A 23,244-nucleotide genomic window follows, 5' to 3' on the forward strand; every position below is an offset into this window, starting at 1 on the left:
GAGAGGGCTTGCAATCGCCGCAAGCTTCGCTACGAAAACAGGATGAGCGACACGAATTTCTGGCTGTTCCTCGCCGCCGCCATCGTCATTGCGCTCGTTCCCGGCCCGGGCATCTTCTATGTCGCGGCGCGGACCTTGTCGGAAGGGCGGACAAGCGGATTTGCCTCGACGGCCGGCACGGCTCTGGGCGGCATGGTTCATGTGGTCGCGGGCAGCCTCGGCATCTCCGCCATCATCCTTGCGAGCGCCGAGCTCTTTGCCGCCGTGAAGTTCGCGGGCGCGCTCTATCTGGTCTGGCTCGGCATCCGGACCTTTTGCAGTGCCGGCCGGCTCCAGACGCTGGAGGCGGAGCCCGTCGGCGACAAGCGCGCCTTCCGCGACGGCGTGCTGGTCGAGGCACTGAACCCGAAGACAGCGGCGTTCTTCCTGGCCTTCATCCCGCAGTTTCTCGAACCGTCCGCCGCCAGCCCCACGCTGCAATTCATCCTGCTCGGCGCGATCTCGGTGACGCTGAACACGCTCGCCGATGTCGTCGTCGTGCTGATGGCCTCCCTCACCCGCGCGCAACTGATCGGCCGGCCGCGACTCGTGCAGCGCTTGACGCAAGGCTCCGGCGTTTTCATCGCAGGTCTCGGCCTCTCCCTCGCGCTGGCGCGGCGGCCGGTGCAAAGCTAGCGAGCCGCAGGGCCGTGGCATGATGCTCGCTCCAAAAAGTCGCTTCTACGAGTCTCACGGCCTGCGGCTGCATTGTGCCGACTGGGGCAATGAGGGAGCGCCAGTCGTCATCCTGGTCCATGGCGGCCGCGATCATTGCCGGAGCTGGGACGTCATCGCGCGCGCGTTGCAGCCGCATTTTCACGTGCTCGCGCCAGACCTTCGCGGCCACGGCGATTCCGACTGGACCAAAGGCGGCAGCTACGCGCTGACGGAATACGTCTACGATCTGACCCATCTCGTCCGTGCCATCGCCGCGCCAGAGGTTATCCTCGTCGGCCATTCGATGGGCGGGATGGTGAGCCTGATCTATTCGGCATCGTTTCCGGAGCAGGTATCTGCGCTGGTGATTCTCGACGGCGTGACCGTCCTGCCGGATGCGCAAAAGGCTCCGACGCACGAGCGCATCACCAAATGGGTCGGCCAGCTCGACAAATTGCATGACCGCGCACCGCGCTCCTATCGCACGATCGAGGACGCTGCGGCGCAGATGAGAACCTACAACAAACGCCTGTCGCGCGAGCTGGCGCTGCACCTTGCAACGCACGGGGTGCGGCAAAACGAGGATGGCAGCTATCGCTGGAAGTTCGATCCCTACCAGCGCGTCACAGCGCCGCAGCGGCTCTGGCCGGATGATCACGTCGAACTGTGGGGGCGCATCACCTGCCCCACGCTGCTCTTGAACGCGGACGAGAGTTTTCTCGCCGCCTCGAAAGCGGCGGGCCTGGAGCGCTACTTCCGACAAGCGCGCATCGAAATGATCTCCGGGGCCGGACACTGGCTGCATCACGACCGACCGAAAGAGGTGCTTGGCGCGATCCGGCGGTTTCTCGGGGTGGCGGATGAAGGCGGAGGCTTGGCTCAGCCTCAGTAGGGTTTGCAAAGGCGCGACAGCGCCGTGCCCACCATGCATCCAGATCGGGGGACGGAAGTGGTGGGCCCGCTTTCGCTTTGCCCACCTTACGGCGGCAGAGCTTAACTCAACGTCCCCGCATGCACCCACCAGGTGGGGTGGTCGCGGCGGATCGTCTCGGCTGCGGCATGCGCCTCGGCAGGTCCGCCGAAGATCGCAAAGCAGGTGGCGCCCGAACCCGACATGCGGGCGAGCTTGACGCCGGCACAGGCGCGCAAGGAATCCAGCACGTCACCGATCACCGGCTCGATGCGCATTGCGGGGGCCTCGAGATCGTTGGCGACGGTCGCAAGCACGTCGACCCAGTCTGCGGTCGAGGCGCCCTCCTCCGGCCAGGCCGGCGCTTCGAGGACGTCGGTGGCACCGACCAAAAGCTCGCCGTTGCGCAGGCCCAGCGCCTGGAACACGTCCTTGGTCGCCACCGGCACGCGCGGGTTCACCATCACACTGGGCATGCTCGGCAGCATCAGCGGCAGGAGCTGCTCGCCAACGCCGGTCATGTCGCAGGCGCGCGAGAGCAGACACACCGGCACATCTGCGCCGGTCGCAAGTGCGACCTCCTGCAAGCGGGGATCATCGAGCGACAGATCGTTGAGGCGCGCGAGCAGCCGCAAGGCGGCCGCGGCATCCGCCGAGCCGCCGCCGATACCGGCTGCGACGGGAAGCACCTTGTCGAGCGCGAAGGCGCCGAGCTTCAGGTTCGGTACGGCCTCAGTGAGAAGCCTTGCCGCCTTGAGCACGAGATTGTCGGCGGTGTCGCCACAGGCTGCAGCCAACGGACCCGCGGTGGTGAGCTTCAGCTCTTCGCCCGGCTCGAGCGTAAGACGATCGGCGCAATCGGCGAATGCGACCACGCTTTCGAGATCATGATAGCCGTCGGTGCGACGGCCGACGACGCGAAGGCTCAAATTGACCTTCGCGCGCCCCTCTTCAATCAACGCCGGCATCGGCGACCAACCCCCAACTCTATTCTTGCGCATGATCTTATCGGAAAACCGCTACACACTTTTCCGGATCATGCGCGCCCCGATCAACCGCCCTTGCCGTCGTCCTTCTTCTTCTCTGCCTGCGCGGCCGAAGAATTCGAATTGTCGTCGGTCAGACCGTTGGCGATCTTGGCTTCGATCTTCGGCAGATCATCCGGCTCGGGCTTCAGATCGCGCGCATGCGACCACTGGAATTTGGCTTCCAAAGCGCGGCCGATGCGCCAGTAGGCGTCGCCGAGATGGTCGTTGATGGTGGGATCCTCGGGCTTCAGGTCGATCGCACGCTCGAGGTTCTTCACCGCCTCCTCGTAGTTGCCGATGCGGTAATAGGCCCAGCCGAGCGAGTCGACGATATAGCCGTCGTCGGGCCGCTGCTCGACGGCGCGCTTGATCATCTTCATGCCGTCGTCGAGATTGACGCCCTGGTCGATCCAAGAATAGCCGAGATAGTTGAGGACATGCGGCTGGTCGGGCTGGAGCTCGAGCGCCTTCTTCATGTCGGCTTCCGCCTTGCCCCACTGCTTGGAGCGCTCCTCGCAGATGCCGCGATAGTAGTACCAGACGCTGTTGGACTTGTCGGCGCCGGCCGGTAGCACCTCGATGCCTTGCGAATAGGTCGCACCGCAATCACCGAACTTCTTGCGGCCGCGCTCGATATTGCCGAGCGCCATGATGGCTTCGAGATCCTTCGGATCTTCCAGGACCACGGATTTGAGGATTTTGATCGCCTCGTCGGTCTTGTCGGCGGAGTCGAGATCGACCGCGAGCTGGATCTGCGCGTTGCGCTTCAACGGCGAGCTCGCCGGCACGCGCTCATAGACCTTGATCGCCATCTGCGGCCGCTTCACCGATTCATAGAGGTCGGCGAGCGAGAGCAGGGCGAGCGGATGGCTCGGCTGGAGATAGAGCGCGAGCTGGAGATAGACCAGCGCGAGGTCCTCGCCGCCGCGACGGGTCAGCGTGGCGCCGATGCCGTAGAGCGCTTCGGCCGCACCTGCTTGCGCAGAATCGATCAGCGGCGGCATCTTCTTGCCGGCACGGGTCTCGCGCAGGCCCTCCTGGATCAGCGGATGACGGGCGAGCTTCTTGTCGAAGGCCTCGTAGACCGTGGTCGCGGCGGCCGCATCCTTGTTGCGCGACAGCCAGCGCGCATAGGCTTCCGTGATGCGCAGCATGGAATCGTCGAGCTTGTAGGCGCGCTCGAAGCGGGTTCCGGCGTCCTTCTCCTTGCCCGCGAGCTCGAGGATCATGCCGGCATGGAGGTCCTTGAACAGCGGATACCATTCCGGGCCGGTCAGCTTGTCGATGCTGGCGACGGCGGCCTTCGAGTCACCCGCGCCATAGGCGGCCCAGCCGGACAACAGCGTCGCGACCAGATCGGTGATCGGCCCGCGGATCGACTGGTTGATGTTGCTCTGGGCGGTCGCATATTTCTTCATCTTCAGGTCGTGCACGCCGACCACGAGGCGCGCGACCCGGTTCGACTTGTCGATCGTCAGGATGCGCTCGGCGAGCTTGACGGCTTCGTCGATGTCGCCATCCGCGACGGAGGAGATGAAGGCGCGGTCGAGCAGCTCGTTGTTCTTGGGATCGGTGCGCAGCGCCGAGCGGTAGAAGGCGGCCGCGGACGAGGCGTCACGTTCGACGCTGGCGTGGCGCGCAGCGAGATAGCTGCCTGCGCCGGTGAGCGACTTCAAATCATTCCGGGTCGGAAACTGCACCGCCGTGTCGGCCGGATGATCCGGCGTCTGCGCCAGGACCGCACCGGGGACCGCGACGATCGCAGAGCCAGCAAGGGCGATGGCAGCAGCAGTCCAGCGGTTGAAACGATTTGAAAACATCAGGGCTCGCCTTAAGTTTGGAAAGTCGGGGTCGTCTCGCTTGCAAACGCGACCGGTGGCATCGGGACCCGGAACCGTCATGGCCGGGAACAATGCCGCTTTTGGCGCCCAATCGCAAGGATTCGGCGGGGTTTTCGGAAGCCGATTCGGCGCTCGCCCTTACCGGCCCTGTCCGCCCCAAGATCCTGCCCAAGACGCTTTTACTATGGCCTTATCGTGGCCGCGGACGGTGATCCGCGGCCAGTGCCCCTCACGCAATCGTGCGGCAGTTTGCCCGAATCCTACATGGCCTCGTAGTTCGGCCCGCCGCCGCCCTCCGGCGGAACCCAGGTGATGTTGCCATTCGGATCCTTCACGTCGCAGGTCTTGCAGTGGACGCAATTCTGGGCGTTGATCTGGAAGCGCGGAGCCGCGCCCTCCTCCACCCATTCATAGACGCCGGCCGGGCAGTAACGGTTCGAGGGACCGGCAAAGACGTCGTGCTCCGAGGTCTTCTGAAGGTTCATGTCCGCAACCTTCAGATGAACCGGTTGGTCCTCTTCGTGGTTGGTGTTGGACAGGAAGACCGACGACAGCTTGTCGAAGGAAATCTTGCCGTCCGGCTTCGGATAGTTCTTCGGTGCGTGGATCTTCGCCGGATCGAGCGTGGCGCGGTCGGGCTTGGCGTGCGACTGCGTGCCGAACAGCGAGACACCGAACAGCGTGTTGCACCACATGTCGAAGCCGCCGAGCGCGACACCGAGCACGGTGCCGAACTTCGACCATAGCGGCTTGACGTTGCGCACCAGGAACAAGTCCTTGCCGACCGAGGACGAGCGCCACGCGTTCTCGTATTCAACCAGTTCGTCATTGGCGCGGCCCGCGGCGAGCGCGGCCGCGACATGCTCGGCGGCGAGCATGCCCGAGCCCATCGCGTTGTGCACGCCCTTGATGCGCGGCACGTTGACGAAGCCCGCGGCACAGCCGATCAGCGCGCCGCCGGGAAAGCTGAGCTTCGGCACGGACTGGTAGCCGCCTTCGGTGATGGCGCGCGCACCATAGGCGAGCCGCTTGCCCCCTTCAAAGGTGCCGCGGATCGAGGGATGGGTCTTGAAGCGCTGGAACTCGTCGAACGGCGACAGATACGGATCGTCGTAGTTGAGATGCACGACGAAGCCGACAGCGACGAGATTGTCGTCGTAATGATATAGGAACGAGCCGCCGCCGGTCTTCATGTCGAGCGGCCAGCCGAAGGAATGCTGGATCATCCCCTTCTGATGTTTGGCGGGATCGATCTGCCAGACTTCCTTCAGGCCAATGCCGAATTTCGCCGGCTCGCTCTTCGCGTCCAGCGCGAACTTGGCGATGAGTTGCTTGGTCAGGCTGCCGCGCGCGCCCTCAGCGAACAGCGTGTACTTGCCGAGCAATTCCATGCCGCGGGTAAAGGAGTCCTTCGGCTTGCCGTCCCTGCCGATGCCCATGTCGCCGGTGGCGATGCCCTTCACCGTACCGTTCTCGTCATAGAGCACTTCGGCGGCTGCAAAGCCGGGATAGATCTCGACGCCGAGCGCTTCGGCTTTCCGCGCCAGCCAGCGGCAGACATTGCCGAGCGAGCCGATGTAGCAATGATGATTGTTCATCAGCGGCGGCATCACGAAGTTCGGCAGCTTGATCGCGCCGCCCGCCGTCATCCAGTAGAAGCGGTCGTCCTTGACCTCTGTTTTCAGCGAGCAGTCGGGATCATTCCGCCAGTCGGGAATCAGCTTGTCGAGGCCGGCCGGATCAATCACCGCACCCGAAAGAATATGCGCGCCGACTTCCGAGCCCTTCTCCACCACGACGATGTTGAGATCGGCGTTGAGCTGCTTCAGCCGGATCGCGGCCGACAGGCCCGAGGGGCCGGCGCCGACGATGACGACGTCGAATTCCATGGATTCGCGCGGGGGAAGTTCTTCGGTGCTCATCTGATCTCAGCCCTTGAGACGGTCCTTGGTCGTTTGCGCCCCCTTGTTTCCGATTTTTCCGGGCAGGACAACCTCGGAAATGCGTTTCGCTGGGATGCAAGGGCCCCTAAACTGACCTAAATGTCATAAGTTGCCATGATCAACGAACCCGCCCCCACCGTCCGCGAGCTGCTGGCCTTCTATCTGGAGGCCGGCGTCGACTGCGCGCTTGCCGAGGAACCGATCGATCGGCTCGCCGAACCGGAGGCGCCGCCCCCGGCCGCGCGCGCGGTTCAACCGGTCGAGGCGCCGCGGCCCGTCGCAGCGCCCGCCGTGATGCGCGGCGAGGCTGCGCCCGCGCCTGACGTTGCGATTGCGTCAGCGCGCGAAGCGGCGCGGACGGCGCCGACGCTGGAAGCGCTGCGCGAGCTGATGCAGAATTTCGACGGCTGCGCGCTGAAGAACACCGCGACGCAGCTGGTGTTCGCCGACGGCAACCCGGAAGCGCGCATCATGTTCGTCGGCGAGGCGCCGGGTCGTGATGAGGACATCGAAGGCCTTCCCTTTGTCGGGCGCTCGGGAAAGCTGCTCGACCGCATGATCGGCGCGATCGGGCTCGACCGCAGCAAGGCCTATATCGCCAACGTCATTCCGTGGCGGCCGCCCGGCAACCGCACGCCGACGCCGCAGGAGACGCAAACCTGCCTGCCCTTCATCCAACGCCAGATCGAGCTCGTGAATCCCGACGTGCTGGTGACGCTCGGCAATCCCTCGACGCAGACGCTGCTCTCAACGCGCGAAGGCATCATGCGCACCCGCGGGCGCTGGTTCGACTACGACACGGGCGGACGCGTCATCCGCGCATTGCCGACGTTCCATCCGGCCTATCTGCTGCGCTCGCCGTCCTACAAGCGCCTGGCCTGGCAGGATCTGCGCACGATCGCGAAGGTGCTGGCGACGTCGTGAGGGTCGCCATGCCCCCTCCCCGTCATTGCGAGCGCAGCGAAGCAATCCAGACTATCACCGCGGTGGGATTCTGGATTGCTTCGTCGCTTCGCTCCTCGCAATGACGACGGAGAGAGTACGAGAGCACCTCACGTCCCCTTCGGACGCACGATGGCCCAGCCGATACGCAGGAGCGGCTGGCGGCCGTTCACCAGCCACTCGAAGGCGCGCGGCACTTCGGGCACGATGCCGGGGAAGCGTTTCGCAATCTCCGGCGGCGGGGTTCCGGCGGTATCGGAGGCGCGCCAGACCACGACGCCGCCGGTCTCGCTGAACCTGGCCGGCGTGAACCAGGGCGTGCGCTGCGGCTCGGCGTCGATGAGGAGATGCGGCCGTCCGGAATGCAGCGCGATCAGGCTCGCAAGCTGCGTCTCGCCGGCGACTGCGCGCAGACGCTGGTTGGTACGCCGGGCAAAGCTGTCGTCGAAAAAGTCCGAGATCGCACGCGCCGGCATCGAGGTCGCCATCTCGCCGGTCCCGGTCCAGGGCATCAGGAGAACCGCGAGCACGACGCCCGCGGCGGGCGCGGCGACGGCGGCCGCCCACACCATGCGCAGCACGCGGGCGCGGCGCATCGCGATGAGGTCGCCGGCGGCGACGATCACGGCAAGGCCCGACATCAGCAGCACGACGCCTGCCCCGCCAGCGACGCTATCGAGCCCGAACACGCCGGAGATCAGCACAGCGCCAAGCCCGGGCGCCAGCGCGAAGAAGTAGACGAAGTGACGCGCCAGCGGCTCGACCGGCGGCCGGTAGATGATGGGCGCGTCCTCAGTTTTACCGGCGAACCAGCTGGTGTTGAGGAAGGTCAGCACCGGGATCGCGACCGCGCCGAGCACGAGGCCGCCGAACAGCCAGGCCGTGTTGATCGCATGTGCCTTCAAATCCTGGACCTGCGGCAAGGCCGGCATGGACAGCGTCTCGGCACGCATCAGCCAGATCGCATAGGGCAGCACCAGCACGGCAACGACGATGAGCGCATAGATCGGATCGAGCACGCGCAGCGTCCTGCGGCCGCCTTCGGTCGCAACCGCGAAGATGGCGAGCAGCAGCAACAGGCCGATGGCGGCCGGCGTCGTCAGCAGCAGCAGACCGGCAGCGATCGACCAGGCGAACCATGCGTTGCCGCGGCGCTGGCCGATCAACTGCCAGGAGTGCAGCAGGAGCAGCGCCCACAGCGGGCGCGCCAGCACCATCGGACCGAAGTCGAGCGCGGGCGATGAGAACGCCAGCACCGTCATGGTCAGGAGCACGGCAAGCACCGCCTGCTGGGTGCCGACCACGGCGCGCGCCAGATGATAGAGCGCAATGAAGGTCGCGATCTCGCACAGCTCGGCCAGCACATAGACGCCGGTCATGTGGCTGCCGGCGGCGCGGTAGGCGATGTCGGCGAGCCAAGAGGCGAGCGGCGGCCCGAGTTCGGTGCCGACTTGATATTCGCGGCCGAAGGCAAGGAGCGTGGCGAGATTGCCGGGCGGGCCGCGGTAGAAGACCAGCGCCACGAACAGCCACATCGCGGCCTGCAGCAGCACCACGATCCACACCACCAGCCGTGGCCGGGCACGGATCAGCTCGATGACCAGGGAGGTAAACCGCATGCAACGTCCGAAATGATGCAGCCAACCCGTTCAAGCCGGCGCGTCCATGTTTGATAAAGCGCGCTGCGCGCCGTGGCAACCAGCTCGTCTGCCTCTCCCCGTTCTTACGGGGAGCGGTGAAGGGGGAGTGAAACCCGCTGCTAAAGCGCGATGAGATCAGGATGAATCGTCATCGCGCTTTAGGTTGTTGTTTGCGCATGATCTCCGCGCAAACGCGTTCCGCGTTTGTCGCGAGGGGAAACCGCTTCGCACTTTTCCGGATCATGCTTTAGAGATTGGTCGAAACGTCGACCTGTACCTCTGCCTCAACCTGCACAACCACCTCATCCACCGCCGTGAACAGGTCGCGCTTGGGTTCGACCGTCCAGGGCATGTGCTTCTCGCGCGCGGCGACGACGGGGGCGAAGAAGCTGCGGTGATGGATGGAGGGACCGAGGCGATCCAGCGCATCCAGGTGCTCTGGCACCGCGTAGCCCTTGTGCTGCTCGAAACCGTAGCCCGGACAATCACCCGCCAGCGCGCACATCAGCCGATCGCGCGTGACCTTGGCGACAATCGAGGCCGCCGCGATCGAGAGCACCAGGCCGTCCCCGCCGATCACCGCCTCGCAGTCGCAGGACGTATCGAGCTTGTCGCGGCCGTCGACGAAGACGTGGCGGGGCGCCTCGGGAAGCGCCACCACTGCGCGCTTCAGCGCCCAGAGCGAGGCGCGCAATATATTGTCGCGGTCGATGCGCGCCGGCGAGGCGACGGCGACAGAGACCTGCGCGGTTGCGCAGATCTTGTCGAACAGCTTTTCGCGCTCCTCGGCCGTCAGGCGCTTGGAATCGTCGATGCCGCGCGGGATCCGGTTCGGGTCGAGGATCACGGCGGCCGCGACCACAGGTCCCGCCAGCGGCCCCCGCCCCGCCTCGTCGCAGCCGGCGACCGGCCATACGCCGCGCTTGATCAGCGCGCGCTCGCGGCGAAAGCTCGGCGGCGCGATCGCGATGACGCCCTTGACGGTGCCCTTGGGCTCCTTCGCGGCCGCTTTGGGCTCTTTCTTCGCGGCGTCCTTGGCCGGCTTGCTGGCGGATTTGTCCCGAATCATGGCCGGGATCGTGCGCACGCGGCTCAGGCCGGCGCAACCGGGAACTCGGGATAATTCCCGTTATTCAGACGCCAGCCCATCCTCCGTCATTTGCGAGGAGCGACGAAGCAATCCGGACTGTCGCTGCAGATGCATTTCTGGATTGCTTCGCTGCGCTCGCAATGACGATGTGGAGGCATTTTGCGCCTTCGCCCTAGAACAGGCTCAGCTGCTCGCCGCCGCGCTTCGGCTTGGCGAAGTGGTCCGTTGTCAGCTTGGAGCGGCGCTTGTTCAGGCCGAGGCGCTCGCAGGCGATCTCGAAGCGGCGGCCGATGGTCCAGGCCATGGGACCCGTGCCCTTCATCCGCTCGCCCCATTTCGAGTCGTAGTCGCGACCGCCGCGCATGTCGCGGATCAGGGTGAAGACGTGGCGATAGCGATCCGGATAGTTCGCCATCAGCCATTCGCGGAAGAGGTCGCGGACCTCGAGCGGCAGCCGCAGCAGCACGTAGGAAGCTTCCTTGACGCCCGCATGCGCGGCCGCGTCCAAGATCCGTTCGATCTCGGAATCGTTCAGCGCAGGGATCACGGGAGCGACCATCACGGTCGTGGGGATACCGGCCTCCGTAAGCTGCTTCAGCGCCTCCAGCCGCTTGGGCGGTGTCGAGGCGCGCGGCTCCATGGTGCGCGCCAGCTTTGGATCGAGCGTCGTGACCGAGATCGCGACCTTGGCAAGGTTGCGGCTGGCCATGCGCGAGAGGATATCGATGTCACGCGTTACCAGCGCCGATTTCGTCACGATGCCGACGGGATGACCCGCGCGCTCCAGCACCTCCAGGATGCCGCGCATGATCTTCCGCTCGCGCTCGATCGGCTGATAGGGATCGGTGTTGGTGCCGATCGCGATCATCCGCGGCTCATAGCCGGTCGCGGCGAGTTCCTTCTCCAGGAGCGCCGGCGCCTCGGGCTTGGCAAACAGCTTTGACTCGAAGTCGAGCCCCGGCGAGAGCCCGAGATAGGCGTGGGTCGGCCGCGCGAAGCAGTAGACGCAGCCATGCTCGCAGCCGCGATAGGGATTGATGGAACGGTCGAAGCCGATGTCGGGGGAGTCGTTGCGGGTGATCACTTTGCGAGAGGTATCGACCGCCACCGTGGTCTTGAACGGCGGCAATTCCTCCAGGCTCTGCCAGCCGTCGTCAAAGGCAACGCGCGCCTCGGCCTCATAACGGCCGCTGGCGTTGGACTGGGCGCCCCGCCCGCGCCTGCGCTCGCGGTCGATCGCGACGGCAAGCTCAGGAAAGGCGGAAGGCGCACCCGCCGGCTCGGAGGGCGCCGTGACCGGCGGGTGCTTGAGGGCATGAGAGGATGCTCGACTCATGAAGCCAAGATAACACGCAAAAGGAACAAATCAAGAACATCAATTCAAAAACCGCAAAACAACCCCATGCAAAGTAGCCGCCCAAACTTCGCGCGCGGAATTTTGACCTCCCGCAAAGGGTGCCGGCCGCAATGACGTTTGATGCCGAGCGTTGGCAACGGATCGATCGCAGCGGAACCGTGTTGGTGACGATCGACGCAACAGGGTCAGCTTTATCATGACAAGCAAACAACAAGAGCGCGCCAGCGCGGGCGATATCGACCTGCTCGATCGCTACTGGCGCGCCGCAAACTACTTATCCGTCGGGCAAATCTACCTTTTGGACAATCCACTGCTGCGCGAGCCGCTGCGGCCCGAGCACATCAAGCCGCGCCTGCTCGGCCATTGGGGCACGACACCCGGGCTGAACTTCATTTATGCCCATCTCAACCGCGCGATCCGCACACTCGATCTCAGCGTGCTCTATATCTGCGGTCCCGGTCATGGCGGCCCGGGCATGGTCGCCAATACCTATCTCGAAGGCAGCTATAGCGAGATCTATCCAGACATCGGGCGCGACACGGACGGATTGCGCAAGCTGTTCAGGCAGTTCTCCTTCCCCGGCGGCATTCCGAGCCACGCGGCGCCGGAGACGCCGGGCTCGATCCATGAGGGCGGCGAGCTCGGCTACGCGCTGGTCCACGCCTATGGCGCGGCGCTCGACAATCCCGATCTGATCGTCGCCTGCGTCGTCGGTGACGGCGAAGCCGAGACCGGGCCGCTCGCGGCGTCCTGGCATTCGAACAAGTTCGTCAATCCCGCGCACGATGGCGCGGTGCTGCCGATCCTGCATCTCAACGGCTACAAGATCGCCAACCCTACCGTGCTCGGACGGATGCGCGACGAGGAGCTCCGCGATCTCTTCCGCGGGTTTGGCCACGAGCCGCTGTTCGTCGAGGGTGACGATCCCAAGACGATGCACCGGATCATGGCGGACGCACTCGACGTGGCGCTGGCAAGCATCCGCTCGATCCAGCAGCATGCGCGCGAAACAAGGACCACGATCGAGCGGCCGCGCTGGCCGATGATCGTGCTGCGCTCACCGAAGGGCTGGACCGGCCCCAAGGAGGTCGACGGGCTGAAGGTCGAAGGTTTCTGGCGCGCCCATCAGGTGCCGGTCGCCAATTGCCGGGAAAATCCCGCGCATTTGAAGGTGCTCGAAGGCTGGATGAAAAGCTACGCGCCGGAGGAGCTGTTCGATCGCAACGGCGCGCTCATTCCCGAGCTTCAGGCGCTCGCGCCGGAAGGCGATCGCCGCATGGGCGCCAATCCGCATGGTAATGGCGGGCTGTTGAAGCGCGAGCTGAAGCTGCCCGATTTCCGCAGCTTCGCCATCGAGGTGAAGGAGCCGGGCAAGACGGTCGCGGAGGCGACGCGCGAGCTCGGCAAATTCCTGCGCGACGTCGTCAGGCTGAATGCGGATGCGCGCAACTTCCGCATCATGGGTCCGGACGAGACCGCATCAAACCGGCTCGACCCCGTGTTCGAGGCAACCGAACGGGTCTGGATGGAGCCGACCGAACCTTATGATGTTCACCTCGCCCAGGATGGCCGCGTCATGGAGGTGCTGAGCGAGCATCTCTGCCAGGGTTGGCTCGAGGGCTATCTGCTCACCGGACGCCACGGCTTCTTCTCCTGCTACGAGGCCTTCATCCATATCGTCGACTCCATGTTCAACCAGCACGCCAAATGGCTGAAAGTGTCGCGCGAGCTGACGTGGCGTCGGCCAATCGCCTCGCTCAATTATCTCCTGACCTCGCATGTCTGGCGCCAGGACCATAACGGCTTCAGCCATCAGGACCCCGGCTTCGTCGATCTCGTCACCAACAAGAAGGCCGACATCGTCCGCGTCTATTTCCCGCCGGACGCCAACACGCTGCTGTGGGTTGCCGATCACTGTCTGCGCACCTACGACCGCATCAACGTCATCGTTGCCGGCAAGCAGCCCGCGCCGCAATGGCTCGCCATGCAGGACGCGGCGACGCATTGCGACGCCGGCATCGGAATCTGGACCTGGGCCGGCACGGAAGCTGCCGACGGCGAGCCCAACGTCGTGATGGCCTGCGCCGGCGACGTGCCGACGGTGGAGACGCTCGCCGCGGTCGATCTCTTGCGCAAGGCGCTACCGGATCTGAAGATCCGCGTCGTCAACGTCGTCGACCTCATGACGCTGCAACCGAAGGAGCAGCATCCGCACGGCCTCAGCGACCGCGATTTCGACTCGCTGTTCACGCGCGACAAGCCGGTGATCTTCGCCTATCACGGCTACCCCTATCTCATTCATCGCCTCACCTACAGCCGCGCCAACCACGCCGGCATGCATGTGCGCGGCTTTGACGAGGAAGGCACGACGACGACGCCGTTCGACATGGTCGTGCTCAACGAGCTCGACCGTTTCCATCTCGCGATCGAGGCGATCGAGCGTGTGCCGCGCCTCGCGACGAAGGCGGCAGACGTCAAGCAGCAGTTCCGAGATGCTCTGCTCAAGCATTCGGCTTTCGTGCGCGAGCACGGCGAGGACATGCCGGAGATCCGCAACTGGGTGTGGCCGAACAGTCGGGGCGTGACGACGTGACCCGAAGCAGTCGTCACGCGGTTCAAAGATCAAGGCCCTGGCGAATGTCCCGGCGCCGTCGGCGCGGTAATGATTGCTATCTGCAAAACCTGCAAGGTAAGGTAGAGTGACAGGCTCATCCAGAAATGAGCCGGGTGGGAGGAATCGCATCATGAATTTACGCAGTGCTCTTTGCGCCGCCTGCTTGGCTGGCCTCGTCGCCGGCAGCCCGGCAATGGCTGGAACCAACGACATCCTGATCGGCCTTGACAGCAAGATCACCTATGGTCCCGAGGGCCAGGTGAATGGCGCTCCGGGCAACGATGCTGTGCTGGTTTTGGACATTTCCAATCCCGCCAAACCCAGGATTCGCGCGAGCCTACCGCTGGCGAACTCTCTGCTGGGCCCGCCCACGAACCTGCAAATCACACCAGACGGCAAGCTGGGCCTGGTCGCCAATTCCGTGGTTCACGTCCAGGAGGGGAGCTCCTGGAAAACGGTCCCGGATGACAAGCTGTACGTGATTGACCTCACCGCAGATCCGCCGAAGTTGATCGACACGGTTACTGTCGGGCGGCAGCCCTCCGGTCTATCGATCTCAAGGAAGGGCGATCTAGCATTGATTGCCAACCGAGACGGCAAGAGTGTCTCTGTCGTCTCCATCCAGGGTTCAACGGTCAAAGCCGTCGGCGAGGTACCGGTGGAGCAGCAGGCTGCGGCTGTTGTCATCGCACCCGACGGCAAGCGCGCCTTCGTCTGCCTCAACCTCGCGAACAAAATCGGCGTTTTGACGATCGATGGACAAGACGTGACCTACGACAAGTCGATGGACATTCCATCGGCATTCAATCCCTACAACATCGACATCACGCCAGACGGCAAGTACGTCATCGCATCGAACACCGGCGCACTGAGAGACAACGCAGATACCGTGGTGACCATCGAAGCGACAGGTCCACATCCCCACGTCGTCGATGTGATGAGCCCCGGCATCGGACCGGAAGGCTTCGCCGTCGCGCCCGACGGGAAGACCGCAGCCACCCCGCTGCTGCTCGGCACCGCGGCCAAGGATAGCGACTGGTTCAAGACCAAAGCCGGCGAGCTCGTGCTGATGTCGATCGGCACCGGCGGCAAGCTGACGGTGACTGCGCGCGCACCGCTCGGCGGCCTGCCAGAGGGCATCGTTTACAGCCCGAACAGCGATTACCTCTATGTGGGCAACTACATCGACCAGGATTTGCAGGTGTTTGCCCTCGCCGATGGAAAGTTGACCGAGGCAGGTCCGATGCTGAAGCTGCCAGGGCAGCCGGCGTCCATGCGCGCGCCAGCACGGTAGAGCGTTGCGTTCCGATTCCGCGGACTCAGTCCACGGAATTGGTTTCCGATTGCGGCAGCAACCACGCCGGCACAGATGTGCGCGGCGTTGCCGAGGAAGGCACGACGACCACGCCGTTCGACATGGTCGTGCTCGACGAGCTCGATCGGTTTCGTCTCGCGATCGAGGCGATCGAGCGCGTGCCCGGACTCGCGGTGCAACGGCCGAGCCGCTCAGTCCCGAGTCCTTCGGCGCCCCTCATTTCTGTCCGACGCGGATCCGTGCCGTAGCGCCCGCAGGGCGCCAATGAAGAGCAGTGCGGCGACTGGCCAATGAAACCAGATTCTGTGCAGGCCGGTGAAAACATTGATCAGAATCAGAAAGCCTGAAACTGTGAGAATTGCTGCAACGGGGCGAGGCAGGGTCGCTAACCGATCCGAGATCGAGCTCATCCAGGTGGATGGCTCGTATCGATCGCGAATCCGTTGAGCGCCAGCTTCCGAGGCTGCAACTGCTCCAACTTGGGTAGCAGGGCTTCCACTACCACCAGTTCGGCCACCCACGGTCACTCGATACGTGGTTACGGGGGCCACGTTCTTCATCTGTTGCTGGCCGAGACAGTCAAAGCCAAGAGATAGTTTGTTGTGCACTTGATCGTAGACGGAAGCGGAGATCACGACGCCACCGGGCTCGGCGAGTTCTTGCAGCCGCGCCGCGATGTTGACCCCGTCGCCAAAAATGTCGGAACCATCCACCATCACATCGCCTAGATTGACGCCGATGCGAAACCGCATCTGGGGCGCGTGAGGTGGTGGGGCCGAATTCTGACTGGAAACCTCCTGCTGAATCTCGACCGCACATTGCACGGCCTCGACCACGCTGGCGAACTCGGCGATCACGGCATCGCCCCAAGTATTCACGATTCGCCCGTCGTGGCGCTCCACCAATCCTGCAATGGCAGTGCGGCAGCGGCGCAGCATCTCCAGCGTTCCCGCTTCGTCTGCTCCCATCAGGCGAGAATAGCCGTGCACATCCGCGCACAGGACAGTGGTCAGCCGCCGTTTCACCTTGTCATCAGTCATCGACCATATGGTACCTCACTGACCGCCGAATGCACCAGGCATCGTCTGGCGCGACAGCGGTTAGATGGCCGTGCATGGCCATCGCGTCATTTGCTGCGCCTGCACAAAAGTCCATCGCTATTGGAGCAAAGCAGACACGACCGAATATTATTACGTGCCCCCTAGTCTAGTGAGTTCCAGCAAAGATCTGGATACAGCCGATCACGACCTCGATCACGATCAGCACCACCACGGCCACCTCCAGCCGCAGCGATCGCTGCGTGTCGATGATGTCGGTCAGCGCGTTGGCGGTCTCGGAGATGGCCTTGAGCTTGCGCTCGAGCGTGTCGAGACGCTCCTTCAATTCATACTCGTCCTCGAGCCGCGAATAGAGGCGATCGAGCCCGGGCTTCTCCCAGAGCACGTCGGGCTTCTCCGCGACGGCAACGCGGCCCGCGACGCGCTGCTGCACGAGCAGCGCGTTGCCGATCAGTTGCAGGATTCCCTTGCGACGGCGCGGCGTGCGGCCGTGCTGGGCAAGCTCGCGCGCAAACGGCTCGATGACGTCGAAGACGGCGGCGACGCGGCGCTCGTCGCGGGCGAGCGCCGTACTCTTGGCGAGCGCATCTGCGATCAGGAGGAGCCGGTCCTCGGAGAATTTACTGAGAAAGATCGGTCCGCCCGGCTGGATCACCTCGGCGTTTTCGTCGTTGCAGAGTTGCGCCTGCGCGGTCTCCTCCTCGTAGGGGCTGAACTCGCCGATCACGCGCGGCTTCAATGTGTCGATCAGGACCTTCTCTTCCGAGGGCAATAGTCCGATCAGCACCACGACGCCGTAGCGGAAGATCACGGCGAGTCCGGCATGGACGCGGAATGCGACCGGCGTCGACGACACCAGCGTTCCGATCTCCAGGCCCGCCGCATTGATGCGGTCGCCCAGCATCAGGGCGCGAATCCGCAAGGCAGGCGCGGCGTCCGCCTTGGGCGATGTTGCGGCCGTGCCAACAGTCAGTTGATCGGCGTTCACACAAATATCCTAGCTGGCACTACGGTCAGGCGATAGGCAACTGCGCTGGAGTCATCGAAGACCTCCAGAACGCGATCGCAGATCGTGCAGCGAAATTCGCCGCATTCACGTTTGAGCGATGATAGCGTGATCCGGCGGAATCCGGCGCCGCATTTCGGGCAGATCAGGTCACCTTTTTGCATGATTGCTCGTCCAGGCCTGACAGGACCGCGCGCGACAAGGGCGGCCATTCTTGAGAGCGATGCGAACGGTCGCACTGCCCCGAAAATGTCCACGATGAAATCAGGTCGCATGCGGCGCGCGGCTGCTGAAACATTCCGCAATAATACGGCCGGCGTGCGACGGGCTTGGCTGCGGCCGGCTGCACGGTTTACCATCCCGCGACACCGCAGCACCAACGCACCGGCAAATCGTTGCGTCCGGCACCACGGCACGGTTATACGCTATAACAATTGCGCTTTTTCCACAGCTTGAGACAATTGAAGCCTCAACATGTTGAGCGTCATCATACCGACGGAAGGCATCGAGCAGCCGACGGTCGCAACTCTGGCCGCGCTGGTCCCGGGTGCTGCTGCCGGCCTGATCAAGGAAGTCCTGCTCGTCGACGGCACGCGTAACGGCGTGATCGAGCGCGTCGCCGACGTCGCGGGCTGCCGCTTCATCGGTTACGAAGGCTCCTCGCAGGGCGCGGCGCTTGCCGCCGGCGCGCTGCAGGCGCGATCGCCCTGGCTGATGTTCCTGCACGCCGGCGCCGTGCTCGAGACCGGCTGGATCGAAGAGACCACCCAGTTCATCCAGGTCGTCTCCGCCAGCGGACGCGACCGCGCGGCCGTGTTCCGCTATGCACGTTCGCCCTACGCCGATACCGGCCTGCGCGACATCCTCCGCCTCGTGGCGCGCAAGATCGTAGGGCCCTTCGGCGATCAGGGCCTCCTGATAGCGCGCGACCATTACGACCGGATCGGCGGCTACCCACCCCAGGCTCGCCGCTCCGAGGCCCGGCTGCTGCGGCGGCTCGGCCGATCGTCCCGGACGCTGTTGCGGAGCAAGATCGTCAGCATGGCGTGATCCAGAAGATACTTGCCAAAGTCAAATAATTGATTGACAATGGCAAGTATTGGAGGTGCCCCATGTCGTCCGATATGTCATCCAGCCTGTCATCAAGCGCGCCCTCTGGCGCTTCGGCCGGTCAGGTCTCCGACGACCAGGTGGAGGCGGTTCGTGCCTTCAACCGGTTCTACACCCGCAAGCTCGGCGTGCTCGATCAGCAATTGCTGAAGACGCCGTTCTCGCTCAGCGAGGCGCGCGTGCTCTATGAGCTCGCCCATGGCGGCGAGCGCTCGGCCAAGGAGATCGGCATCGAGCTCGGGCTCGACCCCGGCTATCTCAGCCGTATCGTGCAGAATTTCGACGAGGCCGGCCTGATCGCGCGCAGGCCGCTTCCAACCGACCGGCGGCAATATCAGTTGAGCCTGACCGCGAAGGGGCGCCAGGCCTTCGCCAGACTCGAGCGCTCGTCGCAAGAGGACGTCGCCGCTATGCTGCGGCCGCTCACCGGGGCCGATCGCAAACGGTTGACGGGTGCGATGGAGACGGTCGAGCGGTTGCTTGCCATGCCGCGCGCCGAGCCGGCGCCCGCCTCCTTGCGCGATCCACGCCCCGGCGACATGGGCTGGGTGGTGCAGAGCCACGGCGCGCTCTATGCGAGCGAATACGGTTTTGATGCAGGCTTCGAGGCGCTCGTTGCCGAGATCGTGGCGAAATACATGACCTCCTTCGACGCCTCGCGCGAGCGCTGCTGGATCGCCGACATCGAAGGGCGCCCGGTCGGCTCGGTGTTCCTGGTGAAGGCCAGCGACGACGTCGCCAAGCTGCGCCTGTTGCTGCTCGATCCCGCCGCCCGCGGCCGCGGCCTTGGCCAGCGGCTGGTCGCCGAATGCGTCTCCTTCGCGCGCGCCTGCGGCTATCGGCGAATGACGCTGTGGACACAAAGCATTCTGGTCGGCGCGCGCAAGATCTATCAGGACGCGGGCTTCAAGCTGGTGGCGAGCGAGCCGCATCGCAGCTTCGGCCAGAATTTGATCGGCGAAACCTGGGAGCGCGATCTCTGATGCGCGCGCGGCCCGAAGCTGCGCGCCGCGTCACCGCAGAACTGGTCGATCTCTACAAGCGCCGCGCCCGGCGCTTGCGACGCGATGCCTGCCGCGAGCTATGGCGCGCGATGTGGTGTTCGCTGACACGGAAGAGCAAGAATATCGCTTCAGCCAGAGCGGTGCGCGTTGATGTGCCCTCGCCCCTTGTGGGAGAGGGCAGCTCCGCCGGAAGACACAGGCTCATTGGGGTGAGGGGTCTCTCTCCGCGAGATCAACTTTGACTATTGATCGCGCGGAGAGAACCCCTCATCCGGCGCCATAGCCGATGCGAAGCATCGGCGTTCTCAAGAACGGCGGCCGTAGGCCGCCTATGCCACCTTCTCCCGCAAGGGGAGAAGGGAAAGCACCGCAATTGCCTCACGCACACACCGTGCGTGACTACACCGTCGCGCCTTGCGCCTTCGGCCTTCGCAAATGCTCGTCGAGGCGCGGCATGATCTCGACGAAGTTGCAGGGGCGCGTGCGATAGTCGAGTTGGGCGGCGAGGATGCCGTCCCAGCCGTCGCGGCAGGCGCCGGGCGAGCCGGGAAGGCAGAAGATGTAGGTCGCACCCGCAACGCCCGCGGTGGCGCGACTCTGGATCGTCGACGTGCCGATCTTGGCGTGGCTCATCATGTGAAACGCGATCGAGAAGCCGTCCATGCGCTTCTCGAACAAGGGCTCAATCGCCTCCGGCGTCACGTCGCGTCCGGTGAAGCCGGTGCCGCCAGTGGTGATGACGACATCGACGCCGGCGTCTGCAATCCAGCGGCGGATGACGGCGCGGATCGCCTCGACGTCGTCGGTGACGATCTCGCGCGCAGCAAGATGATGGCCGGCAGCGCTGATGCGATCGGCGAGTGTCTGGCCGGACTTGTCGTCAGCGAGCGCGCGCGTGTCGGAGACGGTCAGCACCGCGATGTTGAGCGGGATGAATTGTTTTGTCTCGTCAATCGACGCCATTGGATCACATCTCCTTACCCATTCTCCGACGTCATCCTGAGGTGCGACGATAAGCGCGCCTCGAAGGATGAGCCGGGGGGCTCGTCATCCTTCGAGGCTCGCCAGGAGGCGAGCGCCTCAGGATGACGCTACGACCAGTTTACAACGACCCATTCCCGAACGTGTTGCAGGCCTGCACCGTGCCCTGCTGATAGCCGGTCATGAACCAGCGCTTGCGCTGCTCCGCCGAGCCGTGGGTGAAGGAGTCGGGCACGACGCGGCCCGTGGCCTGGCGTTGCAGCGTGTCGTCGCCGATCGCACTGGCCGTGGTCAGCGCCGCGTCGATGTCGCCCGGTTCGAGGAAGTTCGGACGCTTCTTCGCCTCGCGGTTGACCCAGACGCCGGACAGGCAGTCGGCCTGTAGTTCCACCTTCACCTGGAGCGCGTTGGCTTCGGCCTTGGAGCCGGCCTGCTGCTGCAGCCGCGTCACGCGCGGAATGATGCCGAGCAGATTCTGGATGTGATGGCCGGCCTCATGGGCGATGATGTACGCCGTCGTGAAATTACAGGCGGACTTGCCGGAGCAGCCGCGGAAGCGTGTCTCGACCTCGCGAAAGAAGCCGGTGTCGAGGAAGATGGTCTTGTCAGGCGGGCAGTAGAACGGTCCCATCGCCGACTGCGCCATGCCGCAGCGGCCGCCATTGGTGGCGTTGCGGAACAGGACGATCTTGGGACCGGTGTAGGACTGGCCGCTGGCCTGGAAGATTTCGCTCCAGCGATCGTCGATCTCGCCCAGGATGCCGGAGATCATGCTGCCCATCTCGTCGGTCGGAGCGCCGCGCTTCACCTGCCCGCCCGATGCCTGGCGATCGGTCTGGTAGCTCGGCGCCTGGCCGCCGCCTGTGAGGATCTCGGCGCCGCCGATCAGGATGCGCGGATCGATGCCGAAGGCGTAGCCGAGCAGGCCGAGCACGATGATGGTGCCGATGCCGAGGCCGCCGCCGCCCATCGGCAGACCGAAACCACCGCCGCCACCGCCACCAAACCCACCACCACCCTCGTCGCGACGATCCTCGATGTCGTCGCTGCGGCGGAAATCATCGTAACGCATGGCGGCTTCCCTCAAGTCCTTAGATTGCACCCGCGGGGCACGCAACAGCGCAAGACCTACCCGCGTCACAAACGTAAAATTTCCGTTCTGTTAATCAATATCCTGCTCGGCAAAAATTGCCTAGTGCGGCACCGCGCCGACGGCTGCAATTTTTTCCGGGAGAGCAGCATTTTTTCCGAGAGAAAGTTTGGCGCGAGCGAGGCGATCGCAACCGCGCGAACGCGAAAGATGCTGCAAAACACGAGTGATCCGCACATCTTTGCCTGCGCGATGCGCGATGTCGAAGCAATCGCGAGACGATGCGAGTTAAGTCGTTTTTTACTTTGCGCGGTCAATGTAGCGGCCAGTCGGTTGTTTGGTCCCGCGTCGCCGACAGCGTCGCCTGAGTCAGAGTTCTTGAGTCATGGTTGTGTCGCGTCGCGGGGCGTCTGCAAGGGCGCCCCGCACAAATTTTGAGTCCGCATCGCATCGCATCATCGTCGGCGATTGCGTCGCCGAGATGTCGAAGCTGGCATCCGGTTCGGTCGATCTGGTGTTCGCAGATCCGCCCTACAATCTTCAGCTCAAGGGCGATCTCAAGCGCCCCGACGAATCCCATGTCGATGCCGTCAACGACGCCTGGGACAAGTTCGATTCGTTTTCGGCCTATGACGACTTCACGCGCGCCTGGCTGCTCGCCTGCCGCCGCGTGATGAAGCCGTCGGCCACGATCTGGGTGATCGGCTCCTATCACAACATCTTCCGCGTCGGCGCGATCATGCAGGACCTCGGCTTCTGGCTCCTCAACGACATCGTGTGGCGCAAGTCCAACCCGATGCCGAATTTCCGCGGCCGCCGTTTCACCAATGCGCACGAAACCATGATCTGGGCCGCGCGCGACGAGAAGGCCAAGGGCTACACCTTCAACTACGAAGCGCTGAAGGCGGCCAACGAGGACGTGCAGGCGCGTTCCGACTGGCTGATCCCGCTCTGCACCGGCGACGAGCGCCTCAAGGGCGCCGACGGCAAGAAGGTTCACCCGACGCAGAAGCCGGAAGGCCTGCTCGCGCGCGTGCTGCTGTCGTCGTCCAAGCCCGGCGACCTCGTGATCGATCCCTTCAACGGCACCGGCACCACCGGCGCCGTCGCCAAGCGACTCGGCCGCAGCTACATCGGCTTCGAGCGCGAGCACACTTACGCCAAGGCCGCCGAGGAGCGGATCGCGGCCGTCGAGCCGCTGCCGGAAGAGAGCCTCGCCCCGTTCATGACCGCGCGCGAGGCCCCGCGCGTGGCGTTCTCCGAGCTGATCGAGCGCGGCATGATCATGCCCGGCACCAAGCTGTTCGACGCCAAGAAGAAGCTCGGTGCGCTCGTTCGCGCCGACGGCGCCATCATGCTGGGCGACAAGGTCGGCTCGATCCACCGCATCGGTGCGGTGGCGCAGGGCTCTGCCGCCTGCAATGGCTGGACCTACTGGCACGTCGAGACCAAGCAGGGCCTCAAGCTGATCGACGAGCTGCGCGCCGAAATCCGCTCCGGCATGGCGGAGTAACGCCCCTTTCCCGATCGTCATTCCGGGGCGCGCGTCAGCGCGAACCCGGAATCTCGCGTCACAATCTCCAGATTCCGGGCTCTCGCTTCGCGAGCCCCGGAATGAC

The 23,244-nt window shown here is 64.5% G+C and carries 19 protein-coding genes and 1 pseudogene; 9 read left to right on the plus strand and 11 right to left on the minus strand.

Annotated elements, in window-relative coordinates; translation table 11 throughout:
* The first annotated feature begins 42 nt into the window (after positions 1-42).
* Positions 43-675, plus strand: a complete 633-nt coding sequence (locus tag NLN62_RS05660) for a LysE family translocator (RefSeq protein ID WP_027524288.1) — start codon at positions 43-45, stop codon at positions 673-675.
* A 22-nt stretch (positions 676-697) separates the two neighbouring features.
* The gene (locus NLN62_RS05665; RefSeq protein ID WP_035663014.1) at positions 698-1,588 is read left to right on the plus strand and encodes an alpha/beta fold hydrolase; all 891 of its coding nucleotides are present in this window, start codon (positions 698-700) and stop codon (positions 1,586-1,588) included.
* A 101-nt stretch (positions 1,589-1,689) separates the two neighbouring features.
* On the opposite strand, the gene NLN62_RS05670 is transcribed toward NLN62_RS05665, so the two are convergent.
* From NLN62_RS05670 to NLN62_RS05680, 3 genes are all read right to left on the minus strand, one after another.
* Positions 1,690-2,574, minus strand: a complete 885-nt coding sequence (locus NLN62_RS05670; protein WP_254113347.1) for a 4-(cytidine 5'-diphospho)-2-C-methyl-D-erythritol kinase — start codon at positions 2,572-2,574, stop codon at positions 1,690-1,692.
* Between the two features lie 83 nt (positions 2,575-2,657).
* On the minus strand, positions 2,658-4,454 hold the full coding sequence (locus NLN62_RS05675) for a tetratricopeptide repeat protein (RefSeq protein WP_027524285.1): 1,797 nt from the start codon (positions 4,452-4,454) through the stop codon (positions 2,658-2,660).
* Positions 4,455-4,735: 281 nt separating this feature from the next.
* Positions 4,736-6,397, minus strand: a complete 1,662-nt coding sequence (locus NLN62_RS05680) for an electron transfer flavoprotein-ubiquinone oxidoreductase (protein ID WP_254107869.1) — start codon at positions 6,395-6,397, stop codon at positions 4,736-4,738.
* Between the two features lie 135 nt (positions 6,398-6,532).
* Between NLN62_RS05680 and NLN62_RS05685 the strand changes: the two genes are divergently transcribed.
* Positions 6,533-7,342, plus strand: a complete 810-nt coding sequence (locus tag NLN62_RS05685; protein ID WP_027524283.1) for a uracil-DNA glycosylase family protein — start codon at positions 6,533-6,535, stop codon at positions 7,340-7,342.
* Positions 7,343-7,470: 128 nt separating this feature from the next.
* Here the strand turns inward: NLN62_RS05685 and NLN62_RS05690 are convergent, their stop codons facing one another.
* From NLN62_RS05690 to NLN62_RS05700, 3 genes are all read right to left on the minus strand, one after another.
* The gene (locus tag NLN62_RS05690) at positions 7,471-8,979 is read right to left on the minus strand and encodes a glycosyltransferase family 39 protein (RefSeq protein WP_027524282.1); all 1,509 of its coding nucleotides are present in this window, start codon (positions 8,977-8,979) and stop codon (positions 7,471-7,473) included.
* 268 nt (positions 8,980-9,247) lie between these two features.
* Entirely contained in the window at positions 9,248-10,069 is an 822-nt protein-coding gene (locus tag NLN62_RS05695) for a ribonuclease HII (RefSeq protein WP_254107870.1), read from the minus strand.
* Between the two features lie 193 nt (positions 10,070-10,262).
* A complete protein-coding gene (locus NLN62_RS05700; RefSeq protein ID WP_027524280.1) occupies positions 10,263-11,426 on the minus strand; it encodes a PA0069 family radical SAM protein in 1,164 nt (387 codons plus the stop codon).
* Between the two features lie 217 nt (positions 11,427-11,643).
* Between NLN62_RS05700 and NLN62_RS05705 the strand changes: the two genes are divergently transcribed.
* From NLN62_RS05705 to NLN62_RS53295, 3 genes and pseudogenes are all read left to right on the plus strand, one after another.
* On the plus strand, positions 11,644-14,040 hold the full coding sequence (locus NLN62_RS05705) for a phosphoketolase (protein WP_254107871.1): 2,397 nt from the start codon (positions 11,644-11,646) through the stop codon (positions 14,038-14,040).
* Between the two features lie 151 nt (positions 14,041-14,191).
* Positions 14,192-15,355 carry a YncE family protein gene (locus NLN62_RS05710; RefSeq protein ID WP_254107873.1) on the plus strand — a complete coding sequence of 388 codons (1,164 nt, stop codon included), beginning with the start codon at positions 14,192-14,194 and terminating at the stop codon, positions 15,353-15,355.
* 56 nt (positions 15,356-15,411) lie between these two features.
* Positions 15,412-15,555: pseudogene (locus NLN62_RS53295) on the plus strand (hypothetical protein); the annotation flags it as partial.
* A 12-nt stretch (positions 15,556-15,567) separates the two neighbouring features.
* On the opposite strand, the gene NLN62_RS05720 reads toward NLN62_RS53295, so the two are convergent.
* From NLN62_RS05720 to NLN62_RS05730, 3 genes are all read right to left on the minus strand, one after another.
* Complete coding sequence (locus tag NLN62_RS05720) at positions 15,568-16,416, minus strand: adenylate/guanylate cyclase domain-containing protein (RefSeq protein WP_254107875.1); 849 nt, start codon at positions 16,414-16,416, stop codon at positions 15,568-15,570.
* A 166-nt stretch (positions 16,417-16,582) separates the two neighbouring features.
* Positions 16,583-17,422, minus strand: a complete 840-nt coding sequence (locus NLN62_RS05725; RefSeq protein ID WP_254107877.1) for an RMD1 family protein — start codon at positions 17,420-17,422, stop codon at positions 16,583-16,585.
* Positions 17,419-17,604 carry a hypothetical protein gene (locus NLN62_RS05730; RefSeq protein WP_254107881.1) on the minus strand — a complete coding sequence of 62 codons (186 nt, stop codon included), beginning with the start codon at positions 17,602-17,604 and terminating at the stop codon, positions 17,419-17,421. The genes NLN62_RS05725 and NLN62_RS05730 overlap by 4 nt, the downstream gene beginning before the upstream one ends.
* Positions 17,605-17,914: 310 nt before the next feature.
* On the opposite strand from NLN62_RS05730, the gene NLN62_RS05735 reads away from it, so the two are divergent.
* A complete protein-coding gene (locus tag NLN62_RS05735; protein ID WP_027524274.1) occupies positions 17,915-18,490 on the plus strand; it encodes a glycosyl transferase in 576 nt (191 codons plus the stop codon).
* A 74-nt stretch (positions 18,491-18,564) separates the two neighbouring features.
* On the plus strand, positions 18,565-19,533 hold the full coding sequence (locus NLN62_RS05740; RefSeq protein ID WP_027524273.1) for a helix-turn-helix domain-containing GNAT family N-acetyltransferase: 969 nt from the start codon (positions 18,565-18,567) through the stop codon (positions 19,531-19,533).
* Between the two features lie 420 nt (positions 19,534-19,953).
* On the opposite strand, the gene moaB is transcribed toward NLN62_RS05740, so the two are convergent.
* Together moaB and NLN62_RS05750 are read right to left on the minus strand one after the other, a co-directional pair.
* A complete protein-coding gene (moaB, locus tag NLN62_RS05745; protein WP_254107884.1) occupies positions 19,954-20,517 on the minus strand; it encodes a molybdenum cofactor biosynthesis protein B in 564 nt (187 codons plus the stop codon).
* A gap of 139 nt (positions 20,518-20,656) precedes the next feature.
* On the minus strand, positions 20,657-21,607 hold the full coding sequence (locus tag NLN62_RS05750) for a neutral zinc metallopeptidase (RefSeq protein ID WP_027524271.1): 951 nt from the start codon (positions 21,605-21,607) through the stop codon (positions 20,657-20,659).
* 403 nt (positions 21,608-22,010) lie between these two features.
* Between NLN62_RS05750 and NLN62_RS05755 the strand changes: the two genes are divergently transcribed.
* A complete protein-coding gene (locus tag NLN62_RS05755) occupies positions 22,011-23,138 on the plus strand; it encodes a site-specific DNA-methyltransferase (RefSeq protein WP_305881662.1) in 1,128 nt (375 codons plus the stop codon).
* Positions 23,139-23,244 lie beyond the last annotated feature (106 nt).

Source organism: Bradyrhizobium sp. CCGUVB23 (genome assembly GCF_024199885.1).
Classification (GTDB): domain Bacteria; phylum Pseudomonadota; class Alphaproteobacteria; order Rhizobiales; family Xanthobacteraceae; genus Bradyrhizobium.

What these genes read in the sequence shown, in the direction of transcription:
- NLN62_RS05660 (WP_027524288.1), top strand. Translation starts at nt 43, where the DNA reads ATGAGCGACACGAATTTCTGGCTGTTCCTCGCCGCCGCCATCGTCATT.
- NLN62_RS05665 (WP_035663014.1), top strand. Translation starts at nt 698, where the DNA reads ATGCTCGCTCCAAAAAGTCGCTTCTACGAGTCTCACGGCCTGCGGCTG.
- NLN62_RS05670 (WP_254113347.1), bottom strand. Translation starts at nt 2,574, where the DNA reads ATGCCGGCGTTGATTGAAGAGGGGCGCGCGAAGGTCAATTTGAGCCTT.
- NLN62_RS05675 (WP_027524285.1), bottom strand. Translation starts at nt 4,454, where the DNA reads ATGTTTTCAAATCGTTTCAACCGCTGGACTGCTGCTGCCATCGCCCTT.
- NLN62_RS05680 (WP_254107869.1), bottom strand. Translation starts at nt 6,397, where the DNA reads ATGAGCACCGAAGAACTTCCCCCGCGCGAATCCATGGAATTCGACGTC.
- NLN62_RS05685 (WP_027524283.1), top strand. Translation starts at nt 6,533, where the DNA reads ATGATCAACGAACCCGCCCCCACCGTCCGCGAGCTGCTGGCCTTCTAT.
- NLN62_RS05690 (WP_027524282.1), bottom strand. Translation starts at nt 8,979, where the DNA reads ATGCGGTTTACCTCCCTGGTCATCGAGCTGATCCGTGCCCGGCCACGG.
- NLN62_RS05695 (WP_254107870.1), bottom strand. Translation starts at nt 10,069, where the DNA reads ATGATTCGGGACAAATCCGCCAGCAAGCCGGCCAAGGACGCCGCGAAG.
- NLN62_RS05700 (WP_027524280.1), bottom strand. Translation starts at nt 11,426, where the DNA reads ATGAGTCGAGCATCCTCTCATGCCCTCAAGCACCCGCCGGTCACGGCG.
- NLN62_RS05705 (WP_254107871.1), top strand. Translation starts at nt 11,644, where the DNA reads ATGACAAGCAAACAACAAGAGCGCGCCAGCGCGGGCGATATCGACCTG.
- NLN62_RS05710 (WP_254107873.1), top strand. Translation starts at nt 14,192, where the DNA reads ATGAATTTACGCAGTGCTCTTTGCGCCGCCTGCTTGGCTGGCCTCGTC.
- NLN62_RS05720 (WP_254107875.1), bottom strand. Translation starts at nt 16,416, where the DNA reads ATGACTGATGACAAGGTGAAACGGCGGCTGACCACTGTCCTGTGCGCG.
- NLN62_RS05730 (WP_254107881.1), bottom strand. Translation starts at nt 17,604, where the DNA reads ATGCAAAAAGGTGACCTGATCTGCCCGAAATGCGGCGCCGGATTCCGC.
- NLN62_RS05735 (WP_027524274.1), top strand. Translation starts at nt 17,915, where the DNA reads ATGTTGAGCGTCATCATACCGACGGAAGGCATCGAGCAGCCGACGGTC.
- NLN62_RS05740 (WP_027524273.1), top strand. Translation starts at nt 18,565, where the DNA reads ATGTCATCCAGCCTGTCATCAAGCGCGCCCTCTGGCGCTTCGGCCGGT.
- moaB (WP_254107884.1), bottom strand. Translation starts at nt 20,517, where the DNA reads ATGGCGTCGATTGACGAGACAAAACAATTCATCCCGCTCAACATCGCG.
- NLN62_RS05750 (WP_027524271.1), bottom strand. Translation starts at nt 21,607, where the DNA reads ATGCGTTACGATGATTTCCGCCGCAGCGACGACATCGAGGATCGTCGC.
- NLN62_RS05755 (WP_305881662.1), top strand. Translation starts at nt 22,011, where the DNA reads ATGGTTGTGTCGCGTCGCGGGGCGTCTGCAAGGGCGCCCCGCACAAAT.